The organism is Ignavibacteria bacterium (genome assembly GCA_017302895.1).
Taxonomy (GTDB): domain Bacteria; phylum Bacteroidota; class Ignavibacteria; order Ignavibacteriales; family Ignavibacteriaceae; genus UTCHB3.
The window spans coordinates 277,946-300,821 of record JAFLBV010000002.1 but is presented as its reverse complement, the minus strand read 5'-3'; the positions used below and the strand labels follow the sequence as shown (position 1 = coordinate 300,821).

General features: G+C 40.4%; 22 protein-coding genes and 2 tRNA genes. 21 read left to right on the top strand and 3 right to left on the bottom strand.

The features are described from left to right. The first annotated feature begins 41 nt into the window (after nt 1–41). From J0L60_09050 to J0L60_08980, 15 genes are all read left to right on the top strand, one after another. Nucleotides 42–129 (top strand) — tRNA-Leu (locus J0L60_09050). Between the two features lie 23 nt (nt 130–152). After that, nucleotides 153–226: transfer RNA gene (locus tag J0L60_09045), tRNA-Val, on the top strand. A gap of 71 nt (nt 227–297) precedes the next feature. Further along, entirely contained in the window at nt 298–858 is a 561-nt protein-coding gene (infC, locus tag J0L60_09040) for a translation initiation factor IF-3 (GenBank protein MBN8546265.1), read from the top strand. A gap of 13 nt (nt 859–871) precedes the next feature. Further along, nucleotides 872–1,063, top strand: coding sequence for a 50S ribosomal protein L35 (gene rpmI, locus J0L60_09035; protein ID MBN8546264.1), 192 nt, complete (start codon nt 872–874; stop codon nt 1,061–1,063). 15 nt (nt 1,064–1,078) lie between these two features. After that, complete coding sequence (gene rplT, locus J0L60_09030; GenBank protein ID MBN8546263.1) at nt 1,079–1,426, top strand: 50S ribosomal protein L20; 348 nt, start codon at nt 1,079–1,081, stop codon at nt 1,424–1,426. Between the two features lie 83 nt (nt 1,427–1,509). Then, the gene (gene pheS / locus J0L60_09025; protein ID MBN8546262.1) at nt 1,510–2,520 is read left to right on the top strand and encodes a phenylalanine--tRNA ligase subunit alpha; all 1,011 of its coding nucleotides are present in this window, start codon (nt 1,510–1,512) and stop codon (nt 2,518–2,520) included. A gap of 11 nt (nt 2,521–2,531) precedes the next feature. After that, complete coding sequence (locus J0L60_09020; GenBank protein MBN8546261.1) at nt 2,532–4,937, top strand: phenylalanine--tRNA ligase subunit beta; 2,406 nt, start codon at nt 2,532–2,534, stop codon at nt 4,935–4,937. Further along, complete coding sequence (locus tag J0L60_09015; GenBank protein ID MBN8546260.1) at nt 4,938–5,261, top strand: hypothetical protein; 324 nt, start codon at nt 4,938–4,940, stop codon at nt 5,259–5,261. It abuts the gene before it with no gap. Between the two features lie 23 nt (nt 5,262–5,284). Then, nucleotides 5,285–5,581: a cell division protein ZapA gene (locus J0L60_09010; protein MBN8546259.1), complete on the top strand. Its 297-nt coding sequence runs from the start codon at nt 5,285–5,287 to the stop codon at nt 5,579–5,581. 233 nt (nt 5,582–5,814) lie between these two features. After that, nucleotides 5,815–7,446 (top strand): ribonuclease Y, encoded by a 1,632-nt coding sequence (gene rny / locus J0L60_09005; GenBank protein ID MBN8546258.1) that lies wholly within the window; start codon nt 5,815–5,817, stop codon nt 7,444–7,446. Beyond that, nucleotides 7,430–8,077 (top strand): dephospho-CoA kinase, encoded by a 648-nt coding sequence (locus J0L60_09000; GenBank protein MBN8546257.1) that lies wholly within the window; start codon nt 7,430–7,432, stop codon nt 8,075–8,077. Before rny ends, J0L60_09000 begins: the two co-directional genes overlap by 17 nt. 75 nt (nt 8,078–8,152) lie before the next feature. Continuing rightward, nucleotides 8,153–9,055 (top strand): proline dehydrogenase family protein, encoded by a 903-nt coding sequence (locus tag J0L60_08995; GenBank protein ID MBN8546256.1) that lies wholly within the window; start codon nt 8,153–8,155, stop codon nt 9,053–9,055. Continuing rightward, nucleotides 9,052–10,065 carry a tRNA (adenosine(37)-N6)-threonylcarbamoyltransferase complex transferase subunit TsaD gene (gene tsaD / locus J0L60_08990; protein ID MBN8546255.1) on the top strand — a complete coding sequence of 338 codons (1,014 nt, stop codon included), beginning with the start codon at nt 9,052–9,054 and terminating at the stop codon, nt 10,063–10,065. The genes J0L60_08995 and tsaD overlap by 4 nt, the downstream gene beginning before the upstream one ends. 28 nt (nt 10,066–10,093) lie before the next feature. Further along, nucleotides 10,094–11,137 (top strand): endolytic transglycosylase MltG, encoded by a 1,044-nt coding sequence (gene mltG, locus J0L60_08985; GenBank protein ID MBN8546254.1) that lies wholly within the window; start codon nt 10,094–10,096, stop codon nt 11,135–11,137. After that, nucleotides 11,107–12,774 carry an Ig-like domain-containing protein gene (locus J0L60_08980; GenBank protein MBN8546253.1) on the top strand — a complete coding sequence of 556 codons (1,668 nt, stop codon included), beginning with the start codon at nt 11,107–11,109 and terminating at the stop codon, nt 12,772–12,774. The genes mltG and J0L60_08980 overlap by 31 nt, the downstream gene beginning before the upstream one ends. Before the next feature lie 12 nt (nt 12,775–12,786). Here the strand turns inward: J0L60_08980 and J0L60_08975 are convergent, their stop codons facing one another. The 3 genes from J0L60_08975 to J0L60_08965 are packed head-to-tail and all read right to left on the bottom strand — an operon-like array spanning nt 12,787 to nt 15,694. Next, a complete protein-coding gene (locus J0L60_08975; GenBank protein MBN8546252.1) occupies nt 12,787–14,022 on the bottom strand; it encodes a DUF1343 domain-containing protein in 1,236 nt (411 codons plus the stop codon). Between the two features lie 13 nt (nt 14,023–14,035). Next, nucleotides 14,036–15,280 carry an imidazolonepropionase gene (locus J0L60_08970; protein MBN8546251.1) on the bottom strand — a complete coding sequence of 415 codons (1,245 nt, stop codon included), beginning with the start codon at nt 15,278–15,280 and terminating at the stop codon, nt 14,036–14,038. A 3-nt stretch (nt 15,281–15,283) separates the two neighbouring features. Then, entirely contained in the window at nt 15,284–15,694 is a 411-nt protein-coding gene (locus tag J0L60_08965) for a hypothetical protein (protein MBN8546250.1), read from the bottom strand. 127 nt (nt 15,695–15,821) lie between these two features. Between J0L60_08965 and J0L60_08960 the strand changes: the two genes are divergently transcribed. Genes J0L60_08960 through J0L60_08935 form a run of 6 tightly spaced genes read left to right on the top strand, consistent with a single transcriptional unit; the run spans nt 15,822 to nt 22,874 of the window. Continuing rightward, a complete protein-coding gene (locus J0L60_08960) occupies nt 15,822–17,315 on the top strand; it encodes a glycogen synthase (protein ID MBN8546249.1) in 1,494 nt (497 codons plus the stop codon). Next, on the top strand, nt 17,315–17,896 hold the full coding sequence (locus tag J0L60_08955) for an HAD family hydrolase (protein MBN8546248.1): 582 nt from the start codon (nt 17,315–17,317) through the stop codon (nt 17,894–17,896). The genes J0L60_08960 and J0L60_08955 overlap by 1 nt, the downstream gene beginning before the upstream one ends. Then, the gene (locus tag J0L60_08950) at nt 17,893–19,077 is read left to right on the top strand and encodes a hypothetical protein (GenBank protein ID MBN8546247.1); all 1,185 of its coding nucleotides are present in this window, start codon (nt 17,893–17,895) and stop codon (nt 19,075–19,077) included. Before J0L60_08955 ends, J0L60_08950 begins: the two co-directional genes overlap by 4 nt. A 7-nt stretch (nt 19,078–19,084) precedes the next feature. After that, nucleotides 19,085–20,335 carry a hypothetical protein gene (locus J0L60_08945; GenBank protein MBN8546246.1) on the top strand — a complete coding sequence of 417 codons (1,251 nt, stop codon included), beginning with the start codon at nt 19,085–19,087 and terminating at the stop codon, nt 20,333–20,335. Between the two features lie 5 nt (nt 20,336–20,340). After that, entirely contained in the window at nt 20,341–21,567 is a 1,227-nt protein-coding gene (locus J0L60_08940; protein ID MBN8546245.1) for a hypothetical protein, read from the top strand. Between the two features lie 14 nt (nt 21,568–21,581). Further along, a complete protein-coding gene (locus J0L60_08935) occupies nt 21,582–22,874 on the top strand; it encodes a serine hydroxymethyltransferase (GenBank protein ID MBN8546244.1) in 1,293 nt (430 codons plus the stop codon). Nucleotides 22,875–22,876 lie beyond the last annotated feature (2 nt).

Genomic DNA, 22,876 nt, shown 5'->3' with positions numbered 1-22,876 from the left:
TTTTTTAGAAAAGGGTATATTTGTAATCTAAATTTTTGTGTGCCGGGATGGCGGAATTGGTAGACGCACAGGACTTAAAATCCTGTGGGAGTTTCTCCCGTGCCGGTTCGACCCCGGCTCTCGGTACCATAAATTTGAGAGGGAGTTAAAACGGGTTCTTAGCTCAGTTGGCTAGAGCGTCTGTTTGACGTACAGAAGGTCACAGGTTCGACTCCTGTAGAACCCACAAAAACCGGTTCATTCCGGTTTTATTATGCAGTGATTATTTTACAACTTTTGAAAGGTATCATTTAAAATTTGATACAAGATAACAATTCAAATTCCAAAGAACCAAAAGATTCCGTAAGGATTAACGAGGAAATTCGTGTTCCTCAGGTTCGGGTAATAGATTCAGACGGTGGGCAATTAGGGGTTATGGAAACAAAAGCAGCGATAGCCGTTGCCAGAAGCAAAGAGCTTGATCTCGTGGAGATAGCTCCAAAAGCAGACCCCCCGGTTTGTAAAATAATCAATTTCGGCAAGTTTAAATACGAGAAGCAAAAACGGGAGAAAACCCAGCGTAAAAATCAAGTGGTACAGATACTCAAAGAGATAAGGTTCCATCCGAATACCGATTCTCACGATTTCGAGTTCAAGACAAAGCATGCAATTAACTTCCTTGAAGAAGGAAACAAAGTTAAGGTGTCAGTAATGTTCAAAGGTCGCGAAATGGCTTATACACAGCTTGGAGAGACATTGTTGAACAAGTTTGTTGAAAGAATTGCAGAAATCGCTAAAGTAGAATCTCCAATTAAATTGGAGGGACGAAATATGAATGTTATCGTTGTACCGGTAAAAAACAAATCAAAAAAGAAATAAATTCGGGACAGCAATGCCAAAAATGAAAACCAACCGCGGAGCGCGGAAGACCTTCAAAGAGACTGCCTCAGGCGGTTTCAAGCGTAAGAAAGCTTACAGAAGCCACATTCTTACTTCCAAAACAACAAAACGGAAGAGACATCTTAGAAAAGGTACAATGGTTACCGACGCTGATGCTCCGAAGATTAAAAGAATGTTGCAATAGGAAGGATGAAATAATATGCCAAGGTCACAAAATAATGTAGCTTCACACCACAGAAGAAAAAAGATCCTCAAACTTGCAAAAGGTTACTGGGGTTCCAGAAAAAATGTTTACACTATTGCCAAAAACCATGTTGAAAAAGGTTTAACACACGCTTATGTGGGCAGAAAATTAAAGAAACGCGAATACAGAAGACTCTGGATCGCAAGAATAAACGCCGCTGCAAGAATGCACGGATTGAATTATTCTACTTTTATTTCCGGTTTGAGCAAAAAAGGTGTAGCAATCAATCGTAAAGTTCTCGCTAATCTTGCTGCTGAAAATCCGCAGGTTTTCGCAGAATTGGCGAATCTGGTTAAAAGCTAACTTAAATTAAATGTTTTACACCCTCTTTCTCGGAAATTATCCGATTAAGAGGGTTTTTTTATTTAAACTTAAAGTGTCAGCAGATGTTAAATAAGATAAATGATGCCAAAACGCAATATGCCTCCGATATTTTGCATGTTAAAACTCCCAAAGATCTCGAAGATTTAAGGATCAAATATCTCGGAAGAAACGGACTTGTATCCGTTCTCTTCGAAGAATTTAAAACTGTAACTCCTGAAGAGAAAAGAGTATTGGGAAAAGAACTGAACTTCCTCCGTCAGGAACTGCAGTCAAAATTTGATGATCTTAAAGAGTCAATCGAAAAGTCAGCAAAACTAAATGCGCCAAAAATTGATTTGACACTTCCCGGACGGCAAACCAAAGCGGGTTCAGGTCACCTCGTCGCAGAGACAATGATGGAAATTATTTCTATTTTCAAGAAAATTGGATTTTCTGTCATCACTGGTCCTGAAATTGAATCGGACAAAAACAATTTCGAAGCGTTGAACTTTCCTGCAGACCATCCGGCTAGAGACATGCAGGATACATTTTTCATCAACAAAGATTTTGTTCTCAGGACTCACACCACACCGGTTCAAGTGCGAATCATGGAAAATCAACAACCTCCGATCCGTGCGATAATGCCCGGCAGAGTCTACAGAAATGAGGCAATTAATGCCAGAAGTTACTGTATGTTTCACCAGGTCGATGGCATCTACATTGATGAAAAGGTGACATTTGCAGAGCTAAAGGGGACACTCGTACATTTTGCAAGAGAATATTACGGCAGCAGTGTTCAATATAAATTCAGACCAAGTTTTTTCCCGTTTACCGAACCAAGCGCCGAGATGGATATTACATGTTTTATCTGTGGAGGCAAGGGTTGCCGGGTTTGCAAGCACAGCGGCTGGCTCGAGATACTGGGCTGCGGAATGGTTGATCCAAATGTATTCAAATATGTCGGTTATGACCCTGAAAAGGTTACCGGCTATGCTTTTGGTATGGGAATAGAAAGAATTTCAATGTTAAAGCATGATATCAATGACATCCGTCTTCTTTACGAAAATGATGTCAGATTCTTGAAACAATTTTAGATGGTGAAAAAGTGAAAATAGTTTTAAGCTGGTTGAATGAATTTATCGACCTCTCGGAAATCAGTGTTGACAAGCTGGCCTATGAACTTACTATGGCCGGTTTGGAAGTAGAAAGTGTAACCGACTACAATCTCGTTTATGATAAATTTATCGTTGCAGAGGTTCTGGAAAAAATCAAACACCCAAATGCCGATAAACTCTCTGTATGTAAGGTAAACACAGGAGCCGAAACACTACAGATTGTCTGTGGTGCTCCAAATGTTGCCGCGGGACAGAAAGTACCTTTGGCGATAGAAGGCGCCAAAATTCCTGATGCTGATTTTATTATCAAATCAACTAAACTCCGCGGACAGTTGTCCCAGGGAATGATTTGTTCAGAAGCCGAGCTTGGTCTTTCCAACGACCACTCCGGCATTATGGTGCTCCCTGAGGATTCAGTTCCGGGTACACCACTTGCAAAGGCTATCGGATATGACGATGTAGTATTTGAAATTGGAATTACTCCTAATCGTCCTGACGCCCTTAGCCATATAGGCGTAGCGAGAGATTTGGCTGCTCTTTTTAACAAACCGTTGAAGAAGAAACCTGTGACTGCAACAAGAGATGCAGAACGGATTTGGGATGTCGCAAATGTACTCGTGGAAGATGAGATCAATTGTCCGAGATATTCAGCAGTTGTCATAAAAAACTGTAAAGTTGGTGAATCACCTGTATGGATGAAGAACAGACTGAAGATGGCAGGAATGCGTCCAATAAATAATATTGTGGATATCACAAATTATATAATGCTCGAACTCGGTCAGCCATTACACGCTTTTGATCTTGATAATCTAAGCGGCAGGAAGATTATTGTTAAAAAAGCCGTAGAGAACACAAAATTCAAAACCCTTGATTCTGTCGAGAGAACTTTAAAGGAATCGGTGCTGATGATTTGTGACGGCGAAAAAGAAGTGGCGGTTGCCGGAATCATGGGTGGAGAAAACTCTGAAGTGAGTGATAACACCACTAATATCCTGCTTGAGAGTGCATATTTCCATCCGACAAGCGTGAGAAAATCGGCAAAATATCTGGGACTTTCCACAGAAGCTTCATACAGGTTTGAGCGAGGCACAAATCATGAGGGTACACTCTATGCTGCGAACAGAGCAGCAGAGTTGATGTCGAGATTCGCCGGTGGAAAAATTCTTTCAGGTGAGATCGATATTGTTTCTGAAAGGCTCAAACCGCTAAAAGTTGAACTAAGATTTGCCCAGATTGAAAGAATACTCGGATATCATGTCCCGGACGATAAAGTTGTTCAAATTCTCAAAAATCTTGATCTGGAAGTTGTATCAGTCGATCAAACCAAAGTTGCGGTTAAAGTGCCGGGTTTCAGACCTGACATTGACAGGGAAATCGATTTGATTGAAGAGGTGGCAAGAATTCACGGTTATGACAACATTCCTACTGTTCACCGGGTTACATCTCCTTTAGAATCAACGGTTGATGATCTGGAACTGTTGGATACTATCCGGGGAATCCTCTCGGGTTTCGGATTTAACGAAATCATGAACAATTCACTTCAACCCAATGAAATTGCAGCAGAAACAGGAAATCCTGTCCCTGTGTTAAATCCTCTAAATGCTGAAATGGCAGTTCTGAGGAGTTCTCTGATACCCGGTGCTCTGTATACTGTCAGAAACAATCTGAATGTTGGTGAAAAAGATCTGATGCTTTTTGAGACGGGCCATACCTTTAACAAGAAAGGGAATGTAATAAATTCTTTCGACGATTTTGTGGAAGACAGAATGGTTACATTTCTTCTTACAGGTCGGGCATCACAAAAAACCTGGAACAGCAGCGAACGATTCTTCGACTTTTATGATCTGAAGGGTTACTTCAAGTCACTTCTCGAATCATTCATGAACACAAGCCCTTTAATTCATGTTTATAACAACGAGGAGAAGGGGATTTTTGAGTATTCGATCGAAGTTTTCGCCGGCGAGGAGAAGCTTGGGGTACTCGGAAAGGTATCAGATCAATTTTGTTCAAAATTTGATATCGGACAAGTTGTGTATTGTGCTGAATTATTCGTAAATTGCATTAAAAGAAATACGGATAAGGTTAAGAAGTATTCACCGCTTCTGAAGTATCCGAAAATTGTCAGAGATTTTGCATTCATATTTGATTCGAATATCAAATATGGTGAAATTTCTGAATTCATCAGGAAAAATTCTTCTTCTCTTCTTAAAAAAGTGGACCTCTTTGACCAGTACGAGAATGAATCGGTTATTGGTCCGGGTAAGAGAAGTCTTGCATTCACTCTTGAATTTTTTGAGAATGACAGAACTTTGACTGAAGAGGAAGTGGAAAAGGAGTTTTCCGGATTAATAAACAAGATAACGAAACATTTCAACGCAGTTTTACGAGGAAACTGATTGAGTGATCTGACCAAAATTGATGTTTTATTCAGCGATCTGGATTCTTTACAAAATCTGGTGAAAGCTCTCATTGCAGACCATAACAGGGCTGTAGAGGAGAGGAACGCCCTTGAGTCACGACTGACCAAGGTGCTCGAAGAGAATAAAAATCTTAGAAAACATATCGCCGAACTCGAAAAGGAAAGTGATACACTTAAAAGTGGGACTTTTGCCACTCATCTTTCATTATTTCAAGAGATGAGTGACCACGAAAAGGAAATTTTGGTACAAAAAATAAATGATCTGATCCTTAAGATCAATAAGCATCTGATCAACTTATAGATATTGGTACTGCGGACACCCTGATGAGCGAAAAAAAGAAGCTGAAGATTAAAATTTTTGATAAAGAATACTCTCTATTAGTAGATAATGAGGATCTTGCCAAAGATCTTGCGAAATATGTCGATCAAATAATGGAAGAAACGAGGCAGGAATTGCCCAATCAACCGATGCAAACTGTGGCAGTTATTGCTGCACTTAACATTGCGTATGATCTCTTTATAGAGAGAGAAAAAAGTAAAGAATTTACCTCCAAAGCTTCTGATAAAATAAAAGGTCTAAAACTCCTCTTAGAATCCCGCTCTCTTCACAGTCCGTCATAAGTTTTTCCGTCCGGCCGGTTGATGACACACATAAAAAGAACCATATGTAAAAATCATGGGACTCGGACTCCAAAGGCGTATTGCAGGCCTCATTCCGACTTGTCGGAACCACATCCGTGTGGCGGTGGAAGCAAAAAGCTCAGGGTCGTTACCCAATATGTCGTTAAAGGGTTCTTTTCCTTGACTGACATTGCCGGCCATGACGGATTTATTTTTAACTTAGGATACAGATAATGGATGATTTAGTAATTATAATCCCGATGCTTCTGGCAGCGGTTTCGATCTTTTTCTATTTGGGCTGGTACATAAACAACCGGTTTGGAAAGAAAAGCATCGCTGCAGCCGAAGACAAAGGGAAAGAGATCGTTGAACTTGCAGAGGAAAAAGCCAAACATATAGTTTCCAATGCCGAAGAGAGAGCTACTCAACTCCTTAAAGATGCGGACAAAGAAGCCAATAACCTCAAAAGAGAAAAACTTCTTGAGGTAAAAGACGAGTGGTACAAGAAAAAAGTGGAGTTCGACAACGACTTTAATGCAAAAAGGCAGAATCTCCAAAGCATGGAGAAACAGCTTTCGCGTCGTGAGGATGAAATCGACAGAAAGATTGAGCTGGTTCGTGTAAAAGAGAACGATTTTAAACGAATTGAACAGTCGATCAGTGACAAACAGAGAGCCATAAAGCAGAAGGAAGAAGAGCTTGAACTACTTGAGACTGAACAAAATAACAGACTCGAGAGAATTGCAAATCTGACTGCAGATGAAGCTAAAGCCATGTTGCTGGAAAACATGGTGCAGGATGCCAAAATGGAATCTCAAAAGCTTATCAAAGATATCTACGAAAAAGCGAAATCGGAAGCCAAGAAAGAAGCTCAGAAGGTTGTAGTTCAGGCAATACAGAGAACCGCTGCAGATTATGCAGTGGAAACCACTGTGTCGGTTTTGAATATCCAGAGCGACGAAATCAAGGGAAGAATCATCGGCAAGGAAGGTCGCAATATCCGGGCATTCGAAGCAGCAACCGGTGTAGATGTGATTGTTGATGATACTCCGGAAGCGGTTATACTCTCATCTTTCGATCCCTTTAGGAGAGAAGTTGCCAGAGTATCACTTGAGAGACTTATCGCCGATGGCAGAATCCAACCCGCTAGAATAGAAGAAGTGGTGGAAAAAGTCAGGATTGAACTTGAAGAGGAAATCTATAAGATAGGTGAAAACACGGTCTTACAGCTTGGACTTCACGGGATGCATAATGAGCTCGTTAAACTTATAGGCCGTATGAAATACAGATCTTCCTATGGTCAGAACATTCTCGAGCACAGTGTTGAGGTTGCTTATCTTACCGGAATCATGGCTGCTGAACTCGGTTTGGATGTTATGCTCGCCAAAAGATCAGGACTTCTTCACGATATCGGCAAGGTTCTCGACAAGGAAATCGAAGGACCACACGCTCTGATTGGTTACGAACTTACTAAGAAATATCGTGAGAATGCAATAGTTTGCAACGCAGTTGGTGCACACCATGATGATATCGAGATGGAACACCCGATTGCTGCACTTGTTCAGTCGGCAGATGCCATTTCAGGTGCCAGACCGGGCGCCAGAAGAGAACCAATAGAAGGTTATGCAAAGCGTCTCGAAACCCTGGAAACCATTGCCAAATCGTTCGAGGGTGTGGCAAAAACCTATGCCATCCAGGCAGGCAGGGAAGTAAGAGTAGTGGTGGAACACGAAAGGATTGATGATATATATGCAGATAAACTCGCGTTTGATATTGCTCAGAAGATTGAGTCCGACATGGAATATCCCGGTCAGATTAAGGTCACCGTTATTCGTGAAGTAAGAAAATTTGCAATCGCAAAATAAAAAAACAAGAATTGGAGTTACCGGAGGAATTGCCTCCGGTAAAACCTTTGCAACCAACTATTTCAGGTCGCTCGGATATCCGGTTTTTTATGCAGATATCCTCGCAACGCAATTAATGATTCGTAATCCTGAAATAAAATCACAAATCGTCAAAGAGTTTGGAGCAGAATCCTATCTCGATGGCAGACTCAATAAAGAATATCTCGCCTCCCGTGTCTTTTCATTCCCCGAAGAAATTAAAAAACTCAATGCCATAGTGCATCCGGCTGTAATCGCAAGATCTGCGGAACTGATGACAATGGCCTTGGAATATGACGATGTGGTGTTTTATGAAGCCGCTTTGGTGTTTGAATCGGGAATGACCAACAGATTCGACTACATTCTTCTTATAACAGCGGACAGGGATATCCGGCTAAAAAGAGCAGTCGCAAGAGGCGGACTTTCTGAAAAAGATGTGACTGACAGGATGGCTAATCAGATTAGTGAAGATGAAAAAATCAGATTATCCCATTTTGTTATAGTCAACGATCAAACAGAACATGAATTTATCGATAAACTTCAGAAATTTGTCGACATTATTGAAAAAGATAAAACAGGTGATATTTCATCATTTCCATACTTTATCCAATGATATCATTTTTATCTTTTTGTATGATCGTTTGTTACTTCATAATTTAGAATGTTAAATTAGGAGATTTTTGTTGTTATGTTGTTGATAAATAAAATAATTGTTTCGGTAGTTAAAATACTTCCAAAAAGTGTGGTTTACTTCTTTGCTAAACGATATATAGCCGGTGAAAGACTGCAGGATGCTGTAAATCTCGTTAAAGAATTGAATAAAAAAGGGATTCTTGCAACCATGGATGTGCTTGGAGAATCTATTACCACCAAAGAGGAGGTAATTCTCGCAAAATCCGAGTGTCTCGCCGTCTTAAATACTATTAAACAAAATGAACTCAATTCAAATCTTTCAATAAAACCAACCCAGCTTGGTTTAAACATTGATCTTGAATTTGCCTACCAGCAGATTAAAGAGATCGTATCAAAAGCCAAAGAATACGGGAATTTTGTCAGAATAGACATGGAAGATTCCTCATGTACCGATAAAACCATAACCGTTTTCAAGCGGTTAAGGGAAGAATTTGACAATGTCGGCATAGTGCTTCAGTCTTATCTTAAGAGAACTTATAACGATGTTGTGGAACTGAACAAGATAAACAGCAACTACAGGTTATGCAAAGGAATCTACATTGAGCCTGCTGAAATTGCTTTTAAAGACCGTCAGTCAGTCAGAGCCAGTTACGTTCGTTGCCTCGAGCAAATGATGAAAGACAAGGCTTATGTTGGAATTGCTACTCATGATGACTATCTCGTAAATGAAGCATTGCGTTTGAAAAAAGAAATGGATGTACCGGGAAATCTAATGGAATTTCAAATGTTACTCGGTGTCAAAGAAGACTTGAGAGACAAGATAGTGAGAGAAGGCCACAAAGTCAGAATATATGTACCGTTTGGCAAAGACTGGTATAAATACTCGATAAGAAGACTGAAAGAGAATCCAAATGTTGCAGGACAGATATTTGCAAATATTTTTAAGTTTGGAAAATGATTGTTTTAGGTATAGAATCCTCATGTGACGAGACTTCGGTCGCAATATTGAAGGGCGATGAGGTAAGTATTAATCTTATCTCATCGCAACATTTTCATAAATTATACGGCGGTGTTGTTCCGGAATTGTCCAGCAGGGCTCACCTGGAGCAAATCGTACCTCTGACCAGAGAAGCGATCGCGAAAGCAGGGATAAAACCGGGCGATATTGACCTTGTGACGGCAACAGCCGGTCCCGGATTAATCGGTGCATTGCTTGTCGGTTTCACTTTTGCAAAACACTTCGCCTGGTCAATCAACAAACCATTTGTTCCGGTAAATCACATTGAAGGTCATATATATTCCGGTTTTCTTATGAAACCGAAACCCGAATATCCTCTTCTGGTTCTGACAGTATCAGGCGGTCACACGATGCTCACGCTCGTTGAGTCAGATATCAAAATCCGGTTTCTCGGGGCTACCGTGGATGACGCAGCAGGCGAAGCATTTGATAAAGTTGCGAAAATGACCGGTTTGGGATACCCTGGTGGTCCAAAAATACAACAGGCAGCTCAACTTGCCGTGAAAAAAGATATTGTATTTCCTGTTTCTCAGCTCAAGCAACCGTTTCATTTCTCATTCAGCGGACTCAAAACTTCAGTCTTAAGGTATGTTCAGAGACACTTCCCGGAAGGGAGTATCCCGCAGGAGGACTTGAATGAAATTGCTTATGGATTTCAGGATTCGGTCGTAAAGGCCCTTAGTAAAAACATGGAAAAAGCAATTCAGGAGTTCAAACCTGCATCACTAAGTTTGAATGGTGGTGTAGCTGCTAACTCTGTAATCAGAGAAGCTGTCGAAAAACTCGGTATAAAATATGGAATTCCCGCAGTTATTCCCGCGTTTGAATACTGCGGAGATAACGCAGCGATGATTGCCTACCGTGGAAAATCGATTTATGAAGCGGGTGAAAGATTTTCGCATGATTCTGAACCGTTTCCATCGTTTCAATCCAAATATCTTTTTACTTAATAATTTTTTCATTCAAAAGATTTAATCGATGGAAGAAAAGAAGATAAAGTTTTCAAATTTGCTGAGTAAGAAGCAGTTTATCATAGTTCTTGCAACTTTTCTTGCCGGTTTGCTTCTCCTTGTGTACCTGTTTTTTATGCCTTTTTCTTCCGGTGATGAAAGTATCAAGTATATCGTCAGAGAAGGAACCTCATTCAACAAGGTTTTGGATGACCTCGAGAAAGAAGGAATTGTCGGGAACAAAACCCTCGCAAAAATTACAGCTTTTCTCCTTGGTGCAGATAAAAAGATGAAAGCCGGTCTCTACACAATTCCGAAAGAGATAAGTTACACAGATTTAATGTCGATGTTTGCATCCAACGATTATGAAAAACCGGTTTCGCTTGAACTTTATTCCGGAATTACCATAAACGGAATAGTTAACAGAGCTAAACAGCTTAAACTTGAGGCAGCTGATTCGCTCGCAATTTTGGTAAAGGATTCGGCGCTGGTACGAAGCAAGGGGATCGAAGCAAACAATTTTGAGGGGTGGCTCTTCCCCGGCACAATCGAGGTGTACAGGATCACATCAGCCCGTGAAATTTTGGAAAAACTGTTCGAACTGCAGGAAAAAGTCTTTACTCCCGCAGTTATGGAAGATATTAACAAAGGTGACCTCTCGAAAAAAGAGATTATCATCCTTGCATCCATCATCAGCAGGGAATCAAGATATGCCGATGAGATGCCAAGAGTTTCGGGTGTCTATCATAATAGGCTTAAAAAAAACATGAAACTTCAGGCAGATCCGACAGTTCAATACGCACTCCCAGAATCAAAAAACCGGATTACAGGAAAAGACCTGAAGATAGATTCACCCTATAATACATATAAATATGCCGGTTTGCCACCCGGTCCTATCGGCAATCCTTCAAAAGAAGCAATTCTCGCCGCCGTGTACCCCGAAAAACATGATTTTCTCTTTTTCGTTGCCGGTAAGGAGGGAAGACACATCTTCTCAAAAACATATGAAGAACACAAAAAATATGCAAAAGAATACCATCAATGGCTCGACTCATTAAATATTACTCAATAGTTGTTTTGATGGCATTCCTTTCGGGATGCGCTAACATGCAGGCACCCGGTGGCGGTGAGGTTGACAGAATTCCTCCGCAAATTGTAAGCGTGTCACCGGAAAACGGTCAGAGAATGTTTAACTACAAGGAAATCGAATTTACATTCTCTGAATATGTCGACAAACGAACCTTCAAAGATGCAATTTTCGTTTCCCCGTCACTCGAAAAAGGATTCGATGTTAAATGGTCCGGGAAAACAGCGATACTCAAGTTTAATGAGGAGTTGAAGCCGGATATTACTTACAACATTACAATCGGTACGAGTGTTACTGACCTTAACAACAATAACAACATGGCGGTTGCGTATTCGTATATTTTCTCAACCGGAGATGTGATAGATAAAGCAACTGTTTCCGGCAAGATTTATGATAAAGATCCCAATAAAATCTTTGTTTTTGCCTATCTTCTCGGTACTCCAGGTGACTCAATTTTAAAAAGAAAGCCTGATTTTGTAACACAGGTCGGTTCAACCGGTGAATTTCGCTTATCGGGCTTGCCCAAGGGAGACTTCAGGTTTTTTGCAGTCGGAAATGCCTTTGGTGATTTAATCTATAATCTCAACAGCGACCGGATTGGTATTTACAACAAGGATGTAACTCTTTCGCAGAATGATACCCTCAGGGAAAAACTGAATTTTTTCATGACAAAATTTGATACAATTCCACCTGTTTTGCAAAAAGCAGTAATGACAGATATAAACCATGTGCTCTTGAGTTTTAATGAAGATATCGCCATTTCTTCAATAGAATCTGCCAACATTTCATTCATTGATTCTGTATCAAATGGATTGATAAAACCTTTATTTGTTTACTGTCCGGGTGGTAAAAAAAGCGAGGCTGTCGTTTCTGTGACCGGAAATATCAAAAAGGAATCAGCACTTGCGGTTGAAATCACAGGTGTAAAAGATATTTTTGGTAATACGGCTTCAAAAATGAGGATGGAAGTGCCAATATCTGAAAAGAGGGACACTATTCCGGTTTCAATCTCACAGATAGAGCCTGTCGACTTGAACAACATAATGCCTGTATTTCCCGAATTTACAGTTAAATTGGATGATGGAGTGGACCCTTTAAAGGTGATATCTGCCATAACGGTCTCTGACACTTCAAAAAAACTTGTGAAAACCAAAATTTCCCGAGTTGATGATGCGATATATAAAGTAACAGTTGAACAAAAACTCGAACCTCTCACAGAATATTTCCTCAAAATAAACACTGCAGAACTGACGGATGCCGCCGGAAACATGAGGGATACACTCCTTCAGTCGAAGTTTACCACTTATAACAGCATCAACTTTACGGGACTCTCTGGGACCATTAAGGGTGTGGCCGGCAAATATTTAGTTGAATTGAGCGATGTCGAAAAAGGAGACAGGGTTTATAAAACCGTGTTACAGCCTGACGGAAAATTTGAATTTGTCGATTTATTGCCGGGGAAGTATAACCTGAGGTTGTTTGAAGATAAAAGGGGAGACAAAGAATATTTCTTTGGATTGCTCTTTCCCTTCGAGCATTCCGCAAAATTCTTTGTCCACCCTTTCGTAATTGAGTTGATTCCCCGATGGGTCACATTCGATTTCAAATGGAATGTGGACTGAGACTATTCTCTTTTAGTTGTAAAGATAATATTTTGAAGAAAGTTTCCTGAAACTTTCCACATCCTTGTTTAAATAGTCCTTCACATCATCGTATTTCATTCTTTTTGAGAATTTCTCCCGCACATTCTTTGATCCGCAGACTTTGTCGAACATATCGAGGCGGTCTTTCTTTGCCAGTTTGAACGGGTTTTTATCGGGATACAATTCGTTGTTTGCTTCCATTACAAGAAACTGTATCGACATTAAATTCACTTTTGAATAATCTGTAATGAAGAGTTGAACGCCACCGAGGTTTTTTCCCTTCGCATTCCCATAGTATGGTTTGAATTTGAGGGGTCTGAAAATGACTCCGGGGATATTTTTAGAATTGAGTTTATCGGCTAATTCAAGTTCATCAATCCATTCTGCGCCAAACATTTGGAAGGGGAGAGTATAACCGACACCTTCCGAAATAACGCCCAGTTCGCCCATTATTCCTGATGTGGTGTAAAAAATTGCTGATTCTTTATATGGAATGTGTGGTGATGTAAGCACCCAAGGCAGTCCTGTTTTATCGAAAGTCATCTCTCTTTTCCACCCTTCCATCGGTACCACTTCGAGATCGCACTTTTTACCACCCTTGAGGTGACCTTCTTCATTCAAAAATTTGGCAAGTTCTCCAACCGTCATCGCATGAGCATATGGGATTTTGAACTGGCTGACAAATGAGATGTAGCCGTCTTCTGCAAGATTTCCTTCGATTTTAAGCCCTCCCATCGGATTGGGTCTGTCGAGCACCACAAATTTTACTTTAAATTCTGCAGCGGCTTCCATGGCGAGTCCCATGGTTGAAATGTAAGTGTATGACCTTGAACCAATATCCTGAATATCAAAAACCAGCACATCAATTCCTTTCAACATTTCCTTGGTTGGTTTTCTTGTTTTCCCATACAATGAATAAACGGGAAGATCAGTTTTAGGATCGGTGTAAGTATCCACTTTGTCACCGGCTGAAAAGTCACCTCTGACACCATGTTCAGGTCCAAACAGTGCAACCAGCTTCACACCTTCAGCGTTGGAAAGAATGTCGATGGTTGTTTCAAGTTTTGAATTTACACCTGTCGGGTTGGTGATCAAGCCGACTTTTTTCCCTTTCAGCAGGTCAAAGTTTCTTTTTTCAAGAACTTCTATGCCCGTCAATACCTGTGCAGAAATGCTGACTGACAATAATAAGGTGATAATAGTGAGTAAGTTGAATTTAATTTTCATAATCGAATCTCAGTTAGTTAGGTTTATTGTAAACAATTTTCCCGGAACGAATAGTTGTTCCATTAAATTTTTGGGCTGTATTATAAATTATCTGATCAGGAGTGGAGAGATTAAGAATTGCTATATCTGCCTTTTTGCCGGGCTCGAGACTCCCTGTCTCATTGGAAATTCCGAGTGCGGCAGCGGAATTGATTGTGTATGCAGTTATAATCTCTTCTATGGACATTTTCATTTTTCTGGCAGAGAGCGACATAATAAGGAAAATGTTGTTAATATTTGAAGTGCCCGGGTTATAATCTGTAGCAAGTGCAACGGTTGCTCCGGAATCAATCAATTTTCTTGCTGGTGCATAATCATAGTCGAGTGTGTATGAAACGCCCGGAAGCAGAACAGCGACTGTGTTGGAATTTGCTAAAAGGGGAATTTGTCCGTCCTTCAATACCTCCAGATGGTCTACGCTAAGGGCATTCATCGAGACAGCGAGCTCGAGGCCCCCGATATTGTTAAATTGTTCTGAGTGGAGGGTGAGCTCAAATCCTAAATCTTTGGCTCTCGAAAATATGATTTCCACTTCATCCGGGGAAAAAGCCGAGGCTTCACAAAATGCATCACACCGGTTGGAAAGATTTTCTTCTTTGATTTTGGGCAACAACTGATGCAGAAGAATTTCAATGTAACCGCTTCTGTTGTTCTTGAATTCGGGTGGAACGGTATGGGCTCCAAGAAAGCAGGGGATTAATCTTATATTTCTAAGGCTTGCCGCTCGTTTGATGACCCTGAGCATTTTAAGTTCTGATTCGAAGTCAAGTCCGTAACCGCTTTTAATTTCAAGAGTTGTGACTCCCTGTGAAATAAAATAGTCTAACCTTTTGAGTAGAGTCGCAAGCAGAAATTTCTCGTCTGATGATCTTACTGCCTTCATGGTACTTGCAATACCACCGCCGGCAGCGGCGATTTCATCATACGACTTTCCTTGAAGTTTCATTTTAAATTCAGCGGAGCGATCACCGGCAAATAGTGAGTGAGTATGACATTCTACAAATCCGGGAAGAACTATTCGCCCTTTGGCATCTACTTTTTTGTGGGGAGAAGCAAAATGTGAACCGGAGGGGATGAAATCGAGAATTTTATCATCCTGAATCAGTAAATCAAAACCTTCAATGATGCCGTTGTCAGAGGCTGTCTGTCCAGGTTTTTTACCGGAGCCCTTTGTATCGAGGGTCAGAATAAAAGCGGGGTCAATAATTCGTTTATACATTTACTAAAAACTGTAAACTTTATCCGGAATTACTTTGGCTTTGGTGTAGCCCATCTGTATTAATTGAAACATCATAAGACGGGCGGCCCCATTGTCCGTGAAATCTCCAAGTCTGAGGAGGTATTTATCTTTCTCCTTATAAATGTAGAGGAGATCGATTCCTATCTTGTAACTCAACTCTCTTTTAATCATGAGAGCCTCTGATTCAGTCTGAACACTTCCAAGAGAAACTTTAAAGCCATCCGTATAGAATTTGACGATATGCTCAGACAATTTTGAATCCTGGTAGGAATACCAGGGTTTCGAGACAATCACTGTCGAGTCACCGGGCAAGGAAAGCTGGATGTCCTGTTCCTGCCCAAAAACTGAAACGGAGATTACCGTAAGAAGAATCAGGCTAATTTTTAAGTACATTAATTTAATCTATTGGTTTCGAAATAAACAAACAATAAATATAAGGGATATTTGGAAATAAGTAAAGGAAAATGAAAGAAAATTCCTTTTTTTTATGTATTTTTGTAATCAATAATTTTTTTGAAGAATGGCTTCAGGAAAAAAATACAAAATCCTTTTTATCACATCTGAACTCTTTCCGTTTGTAAAAACGGGTGGGTTGGCAGATGTTTCCGCCTCATTACCACAAGAATTAGCTGAACTTGGTCACGAGATCAGGATAGTTATGCCCAGATATGGTGCCATAGACACACGCAAATTCAAGATACATGATGTTGTGCGTTTGAAAGATTTTAGCGTCCGACTTGGCGAGAAAGATGTCATCTTTTCGGTCAAGTCATCGTTTCTTCCAAACATGAAAAATCGTGTTCAGGTTTACTTTCTTGATAATGATGAGTACTTCGGAAACCGTAAGAGCTTATACATCGATATGCTCACGGGATTACCATATCCTGACAATGATGAAAGGTTTGTACTTTTTTCAAGAGGAGTATTTGAACTCGTTAAGAAACTGGGCTGGGCTCCCGATATTATTCATGCAAATGACTGGCAGACAGCTCTTGTTCCGGCTTTCCTGAAAACAATCTACAAAGAAGACGATTACTTTAAAAAATGCAAAGCTGTAACCACTATACACAATTTTGAATACGGTGGTGAGTTTCCTATCGAATCTTTCAACACGACCGGCTTGTCTCAGGATTTTAACAATGAAAACTATATCATCCATAAAGACAAGGTAAACTTCCTGAAGGCCGGAATCATTTTTTCTGATCACATCAACACAGTCAGCCCCGGTTACAGAAATGATTTGTTGTCTTCACCTGAACTAAGTAACGGCCTCGACGAGATTTTGAAGAACAAGGCGGAAGCTTTTAGTGGAATCATTAATGGTGTTGATAAAAAAGTCTGGAATCCAGCTACAGATAAACTTATTGTTAAGAATTACGATATCCGAAGTATCGATAACAAGTATGTAAACAAGAAGAATCTTGTTGAGCGGTTCGGGCTGGTTTACGACAGCAGTGTGCCGGTTTTCAGCATAATATCGCGACTTTATGACTATAAAGGCATAGATCTCATTGAACAGTGCCTGCCTGATCTTCTGAAACTGAATCTTCAGATTGTCCTCCTGGGAACAGGTGAGATGAAATATGTCAATAAATTTGATGAATATGCCAAGAAATATCCTTCCAAATTTGCATGTTATTTAGGCTTTAATGACGAACTTGCCCACCTTATTGAAGCCGGGTCCGACTTCTACCTCATGCCCTCAAAAACAGAACCATGTGGATTGAATCAGATGTATTCACTGCTTTACGGGACGATTCCGATTGTGAGAAAAACAGGGGGATTATCTGACACCGTCGTCGATTTCAACTCTTCAAATGCAAATCCAACCGGATTGATGTTTGAAAATTACAGTGGTGCAGCGCTATTGGAACAGATTCACAGAGCAATGGTTCTCTACAAGAAGAAAGAAGATTTGATAACTTTGATCAGAAACGGAATGAAAACCGATTTCAGTTGGCAGCTCTCTGCAAAAAAATATGTTGAACTCTATAAAAACATTTTAGCAGGTTGATGCCAGTTCCGGTAGTGTTTCTTGACAGGGATGGCACAATCAATTATGATCCCGGTTATCTTAATAATCCCGAGAATGTAAAACTGATTGAGGGTACGGGTTCAGCATTAAAACTTTTGAAAGATGCTGGCTTCACTCTGCTGGTAGTCTCCAATCAGTCCGGAATAGCAAGGGGATTAATTACTGATGATCAGGTTAATTCAATCCATGAAAGAATAAATAACCTTCTTGACAAATATTATTCTGTTCATATTGACCGTTTCTTCTATTGTCCACATCATGAATCTTTCAGCCCTGCTTCAGAATGTGACTGCAGAAAGCCGGCAACCGGACTTTTTAAGCAGGCAATGAGTGAGTATGAAATTGATATTGAAAGATCATTCATGGTGGGGGATTCTCAGGCAGACATTCTTGCTGCTTACAACTTCGGTATAACTTCCATTTTGGTGAATACCGGTAACGGCAGGGAGCATATTTCTGTCTTGCAGGAACAAAATAAAATGCCAAAGTTTACATGTTCAAATCTTTATGAATCTGCAAAATTAATTATAAAATTAAAATCCGGAGTTTCCGCTTGTTGAAAATCAAATTTATTTCCCTTTTTGTCGCTGCATTAATATTTGCAGGGTGTTCAGATTCACCTTCTCCGATTGGAGTAGATGATTTGGGAAGTGACCTCCTGAAAGTAAAAGTTCTCGATTCTCAGACCGACAGTTTGACCCAGACATCAGCATCTTTCAGGAAAATTGTTCCATTGGGTGCTTCAAATTTTATTTTGCTGGGAAATGCTCTTGGTGTAAAATCGAGCGTCATGCTTCAGTTTAATGTGAATTTTGATGAGACCACGAAAAATGCAATCCAAAAAGACAGCATTTCACTGACCTCCGCACGAATTGTTCTAAAGAAAGTTTATGGAATTGGCGATACGCTTCAGGCTTTCCCGGTACCGATGATTAACGGGTATAAAATAACAGGTGCTTGGGATCCCTTAAAAGTCAAGATTGACTCGCTGCCAACCGTTGACTACTCTCAGGATATTCTTTCTGCAAAACCTGCTCCCGATTCTTTCTACTATTTTAATGTAAAAAATGACATTGCCCTTCAGTGGATGAAGAACAGCTACGACACAATAAATTTTGTGAACAATGGTCTTTTGCTCCGTGCAGAGTCTCCGACTCCTTTTCTTGTCGGATTTCAGGGATTCTCTTCTACCGGCGAAAATGCTCCCAAAATTGAGTTGAAATTCAAATATCTTGCCACAGGCAAAGATACCACAATCTCATTCCGGACACTTTCCGATGCTCATATTGTCGATGGAGCCACTCCTTCGCTTGCGCCGGATGAAATGGTAGTTCAGAGCGGCACAACGATAAAATCACGCGTCTTTTTCGATCTTGCAAAGTTACCTGAGCGTGTTTTTATCAATAACGCCGAACTTGTTCTCACAGCAGATACAACAAAGAAACTAATCGGAAACAGCCTTTTGAACGGTATCCTTATCGGAATTATTGATGAACTGACCAATGACAGCACATTTGTTCAAAATTCGCTTTACACGGCTAATCTTTATTATTCAGGCGGAAAGTATACGGGCAACCTCACTACACTGGTGAGACAAATTTACACATCAAAGAAAAATCTCGGATTTGTTGTCCAAACCTCCAACGCAATTGAAGGATTGGAAACATTCTACCTTCGGAGTTCAAAAGCAGCTGCCGGATTAAAACCAAAATTGATCATTACTTACTCAAAAATAGATTAGTTATAAAATGAGATTAAAACTTTTAGTATCCCTTATAATTTTTGCGACATGCGCGTTTGCTCAGGTAAATACGGTCTATTCACGATTTGGAACCGGTACCCTGATATACGGAACAACCGCAAGAAGTCTTTCTTTTGGCGAACTCGGTACTGCGAACTATGATGATGACAGAATAAATCTCTTCAATCCTGCCTCGTTTGGAAGCTTTAATCTGACAAGAGTCGATTTTGGTCAGGTTCTTGAGGCTTCGTTCGTTTCTGATTCGAAGAATAAAAACTACTATGCCGGTTCCTATTTCCCCGGCTTTAACATGGGAATACCTGTAAGCCATGAACATGGGGTTGGTATCGTGTTTGGTGTTTCCAAATATTCTGATGTGAGCTATGAAGGCTCAAGAGACGGATCTGTAACCGGAGGTGGTTCTGTCGTCCCGGTTAACTACAAAGAAGAGTATTTTTATGACGGTGGAATAACCAAAATCTACCTTGGTACATCATACAGATTGCCGTTTGGATTGAATCTTGGCGGAACTGCTGACTTTTATATGGGACACTATGAGTATAATTCAACAGTGAAATTCTTTGCTGACGGTGTGCTCAATGGAATTTTTGCGAAGGAACAGAATTTTAAAGGATTTGGAGCGACTTTTGGACTTATCACCGAAGATTTGAACAAGTTTATGAAAATTGATGCTCTTGACGAAATCAGATTGTCAGCGGGTTACAGCCTCAAAGCCACTCTGAAAGGTGATTACAGCAGTTATACCGTGAACAATTTCGGGTTCCAGGATACCACATTAAAAGGTGATATGGAATCCTCAATTCCGTCCCGTTTTTTTGCAGGCTTTTCGATCAAATTCAACCCGCGGACAAAAATTTTCGCCGATTACTTGACACAGTCGTGGACCGATTACTATATGACTAATCAGGGTACTCAATCTCTTACAAACACTTTTAAAGTTAGTGCAGGTTTTGAATATAATCCAAACTCGAAATCGAATACTTTTGAGCAGGCACTTTCTTACAGACTAGGACTCAGTTATGAGAAACTGCCATATTTATTATCAGGTGAGAGTTCATACAGAATGTCCGCCGGAATTGGTATCAGCTTTCCACTTTCACCGGCAAACTATATCGATCTTGGTTTGCAATACTCGTTCAATTCATCAAACGCCGCCAATATTATAAAAGATAACACGATTAACTTCGTAGTAGGGTTAAGTATTGGTGAATTGTGGTTTTTGAGAACTGATTATTAACAGTAGTGATCAGTACAGTTCTTAGATCCTTCCTGTTAATCTTTGTCTTCATCACTTCTCTTTCAGGGAAGAATGCTGACTCACTTTCACAGAAATACAGCATATTTTCGAATCTTGTTGTAAAAGGTGAGTATGATTCGGCATTTTATCTGGGTAAAGAGTTGTTATTACAGCCCGGTTTTTCCGCATATAATTCATGGTTCTACCCCAAATTTAGTGAAGTGCTGCTTCACAACATTTCGGACACCGCTAAAAGTATTACTCCGGTATTTGTTCGCGATTTTTTCAAGTCCGCAAGGGCTAACGATCCTGATAATTCACTCCCTTACTATGTTTCCGAAGCATTTTTACTTGACAGATATTTTGATCTGGGTTTCAAGGATATTTACCCTCTCTACGAAACTGCTCTAAAACTTGCGGGTAAGCAGGATGACCTCATTATCCAGCGACTTTCAGAAAAAGCAGCTCGAGCTGATATCAAAGATACTTCGACAATTCTCACGATTCTTGATATGAGTACATATCTCCTTGAAAAATATCCGGATGAAGTAAAGTGGGGTGAACTGATAAGTCAGCTCGCCGGATCAGAAGAAAACCTGATTAAGCTCCGATTAAAACTACATGAACTCAAACCCGAGAGTTCCTCCAACACCTGGGCTCTTGTCTCAATCCTGATCGAGAACGAAAAGTATAAGGATGCCTTCCCATATTTAGTCAAACTTACACGACAATCTCCTGAGGAATTAAAGTACTGGAAAAGCTACACTTTTACTGCAGACAAGCTGAAAGACGAAGAAAGCACTTTAACCGGCTATCTGAATCTGATCAAACTCGAACCGTCCGTTAAGGATTACTATTTCAATATTGGTGTGCTGTTCGAGAAAAAAGACAATTACGGGGCAGCAGTAAAATATTTCAGAAAAGCTTCGGAAGTCGGAAAAGGGTGGGGCAAAGCACTTTTTTATGAAGGTCTGGTTTATGAAAACTCTGCCAGAGCCTGCGGTAAACTTGAGTTTTATGATAAATGTGTTTATCAACTTGCTTATGAAAAATATCTGAATGCTCTTGGGTATGATTCCACACTTACAGAATTGAAAAACAGAATTGAAGATATAGAGAAATATCTTCCCGAAACTTCAGACTATGCGGCTACCGGCTTCAAGTCAGGTGATGATATAAAGATTATGGGAAGTTGTTATATTTGGATTGAAGAAAAGTTAAAGATACAATAAACGGAGATTATATAATGTACGATTCTTTAAAAAATGATCCCGAAATGTACGAGGTTTTACAACTCGAAACGGGGAGACAAACAGAAAAACTTGAACTCATTGCTTCCGAAAACATCGTAAGTCCCGCAGTTCTTGCCGCGGCAGGATCTGTTCTGACCAATAAATATGCCGAAGGATACCCAGGAAAGCGATATTATGGTGGATGTGAGTATGTTGATATGGCTGAGGATATCGCACGCGAAAGACTAAAAAAACTCTTTGGTGCTGAATATGTTAATGTCCAGCCACACAGCGGGTCACAGGCCAACATGGGTGTTTATATGACTATCCTGAAACCGGGTGACAAAATTCTCGGTTTGAGCCTTGCTCATGGTGGTCACCTTACACACGGTTCCCCCGTCAACTTTTCAGGCAAAATTTATCAGGCCGTTGCATACGAACTTGACAAAGAGACCGGCCTGTTGAATTATGATAATATTGAAGCGCTTGCAAAGCAGGAAAAACCAAAACTGATTGTAGCAGGTGGCAGTGCGTATTCGAGAGACTGGGATTACAAAAAATTCAGAGAAATAGCTGACCAGGTCGGTGCTTTCCTCCTTTGCGATATGGCACATCCTGCAGGACTGATCTCAAAAGGGCTGTTAAACAATCCACTCGAACATTGTCATTTCGTTACTTCCACAACCCACAAAACACTTCGCGGACCGAGAGGCGGAGTAATATTAATGGGAAAAGATTTTGAGAATCCATTCGGAATATCGGTGCCGAAAACCGGCAGGTTAAAAATGATGTCGGAATTGATTGACAGCACCATAATGCCGGGTATTCAGGGCGGTCCGCTTATGCACATTATTATGGCTAAAGGAGTGGCTTTTGGTGAGGCCTTACAGGACTCATTCACTGACTATGTACATCAAGTTAGAGCCAATGCAAGAAAACTTGCTGCCGAACTGGTAAAAAAAGATTATCACATAATTTCGGGCGGGACCGACAATCATTTGATGCTTGTTGACCTGACAAATAAGAATATCAGTGGAAAAGCTGCTGAAATTGCACTCGGAAAGGCCGGCATTACTGTAAACAAAAACATGGTACCTTTTGACCAAAGAAGTCCTTTTGTTACAAGTGGGATAAGAGTCGGAACACCTGCCTCCACAACCCGTGGAATGAAGGAAAATGAAATGGTAAGAATCGCAGAGTTGATTGACAAAGCAGTCCTTAATTCAGAAAATGATGAGATTCTTGCAGGCATTAAAAATGATGTAAAAGAGCTCTGCTCGGGTTTTCCTCTGTTTTTCGGGAAATAAAT

What these genes read in the sequence shown, in the direction of transcription:
- rpmI (MBN8546264.1), top strand. Translation starts at nt 872, where the DNA reads ATGCCAAAAATGAAAACCAACCGCGGAGCGCGGAAGACCTTCAAAGAG.
- rplT (MBN8546263.1), top strand. Translation starts at nt 1,079, where the DNA reads ATGCCAAGGTCACAAAATAATGTAGCTTCACACCACAGAAGAAAAAAG.
- pheS (MBN8546262.1), top strand. Translation starts at nt 1,510, where the DNA reads ATGTTAAATAAGATAAATGATGCCAAAACGCAATATGCCTCCGATATT.
- J0L60_09010 (MBN8546259.1), top strand. Translation starts at nt 5,285, where the DNA reads ATGAGCGAAAAAAAGAAGCTGAAGATTAAAATTTTTGATAAAGAATAC.
- rny (MBN8546258.1), top strand. Translation starts at nt 5,815, where the DNA reads ATGGATGATTTAGTAATTATAATCCCGATGCTTCTGGCAGCGGTTTCG.
- J0L60_08995 (MBN8546256.1), top strand. Translation starts at nt 8,153, where the DNA reads ATGTTGTTGATAAATAAAATAATTGTTTCGGTAGTTAAAATACTTCCA.
- tsaD (MBN8546255.1), top strand. Translation starts at nt 9,052, where the DNA reads ATGATTGTTTTAGGTATAGAATCCTCATGTGACGAGACTTCGGTCGCA.
- mltG (MBN8546254.1), top strand. Translation starts at nt 10,094, where the DNA reads ATGGAAGAAAAGAAGATAAAGTTTTCAAATTTGCTGAGTAAGAAGCAG.
- J0L60_08980 (MBN8546253.1), top strand. Translation starts at nt 11,107, where the DNA reads ATGGCTCGACTCATTAAATATTACTCAATAGTTGTTTTGATGGCATTC.
- J0L60_08975 (MBN8546252.1), bottom strand. Translation starts at nt 14,022, where the DNA reads ATGAAAATTAAATTCAACTTACTCACTATTATCACCTTATTATTGTCA.
- J0L60_08970 (MBN8546251.1), bottom strand. Translation starts at nt 15,280, where the DNA reads ATGTATAAACGAATTATTGACCCCGCTTTTATTCTGACCCTCGATACA.
- J0L60_08965 (MBN8546250.1), bottom strand. Translation starts at nt 15,694, where the DNA reads ATGTACTTAAAAATTAGCCTGATTCTTCTTACGGTAATCTCCGTTTCA.
- J0L60_08960 (MBN8546249.1), top strand. Translation starts at nt 15,822, where the DNA reads ATGGCTTCAGGAAAAAAATACAAAATCCTTTTTATCACATCTGAACTC.
- J0L60_08955 (MBN8546248.1), top strand. Translation starts at nt 17,315, where the DNA reads ATGCCAGTTCCGGTAGTGTTTCTTGACAGGGATGGCACAATCAATTAT.
- J0L60_08945 (MBN8546246.1), top strand. Translation starts at nt 19,085, where the DNA reads ATGAGATTAAAACTTTTAGTATCCCTTATAATTTTTGCGACATGCGCG.
- J0L60_08935 (MBN8546244.1), top strand. Translation starts at nt 21,582, where the DNA reads ATGTACGATTCTTTAAAAAATGATCCCGAAATGTACGAGGTTTTACAA.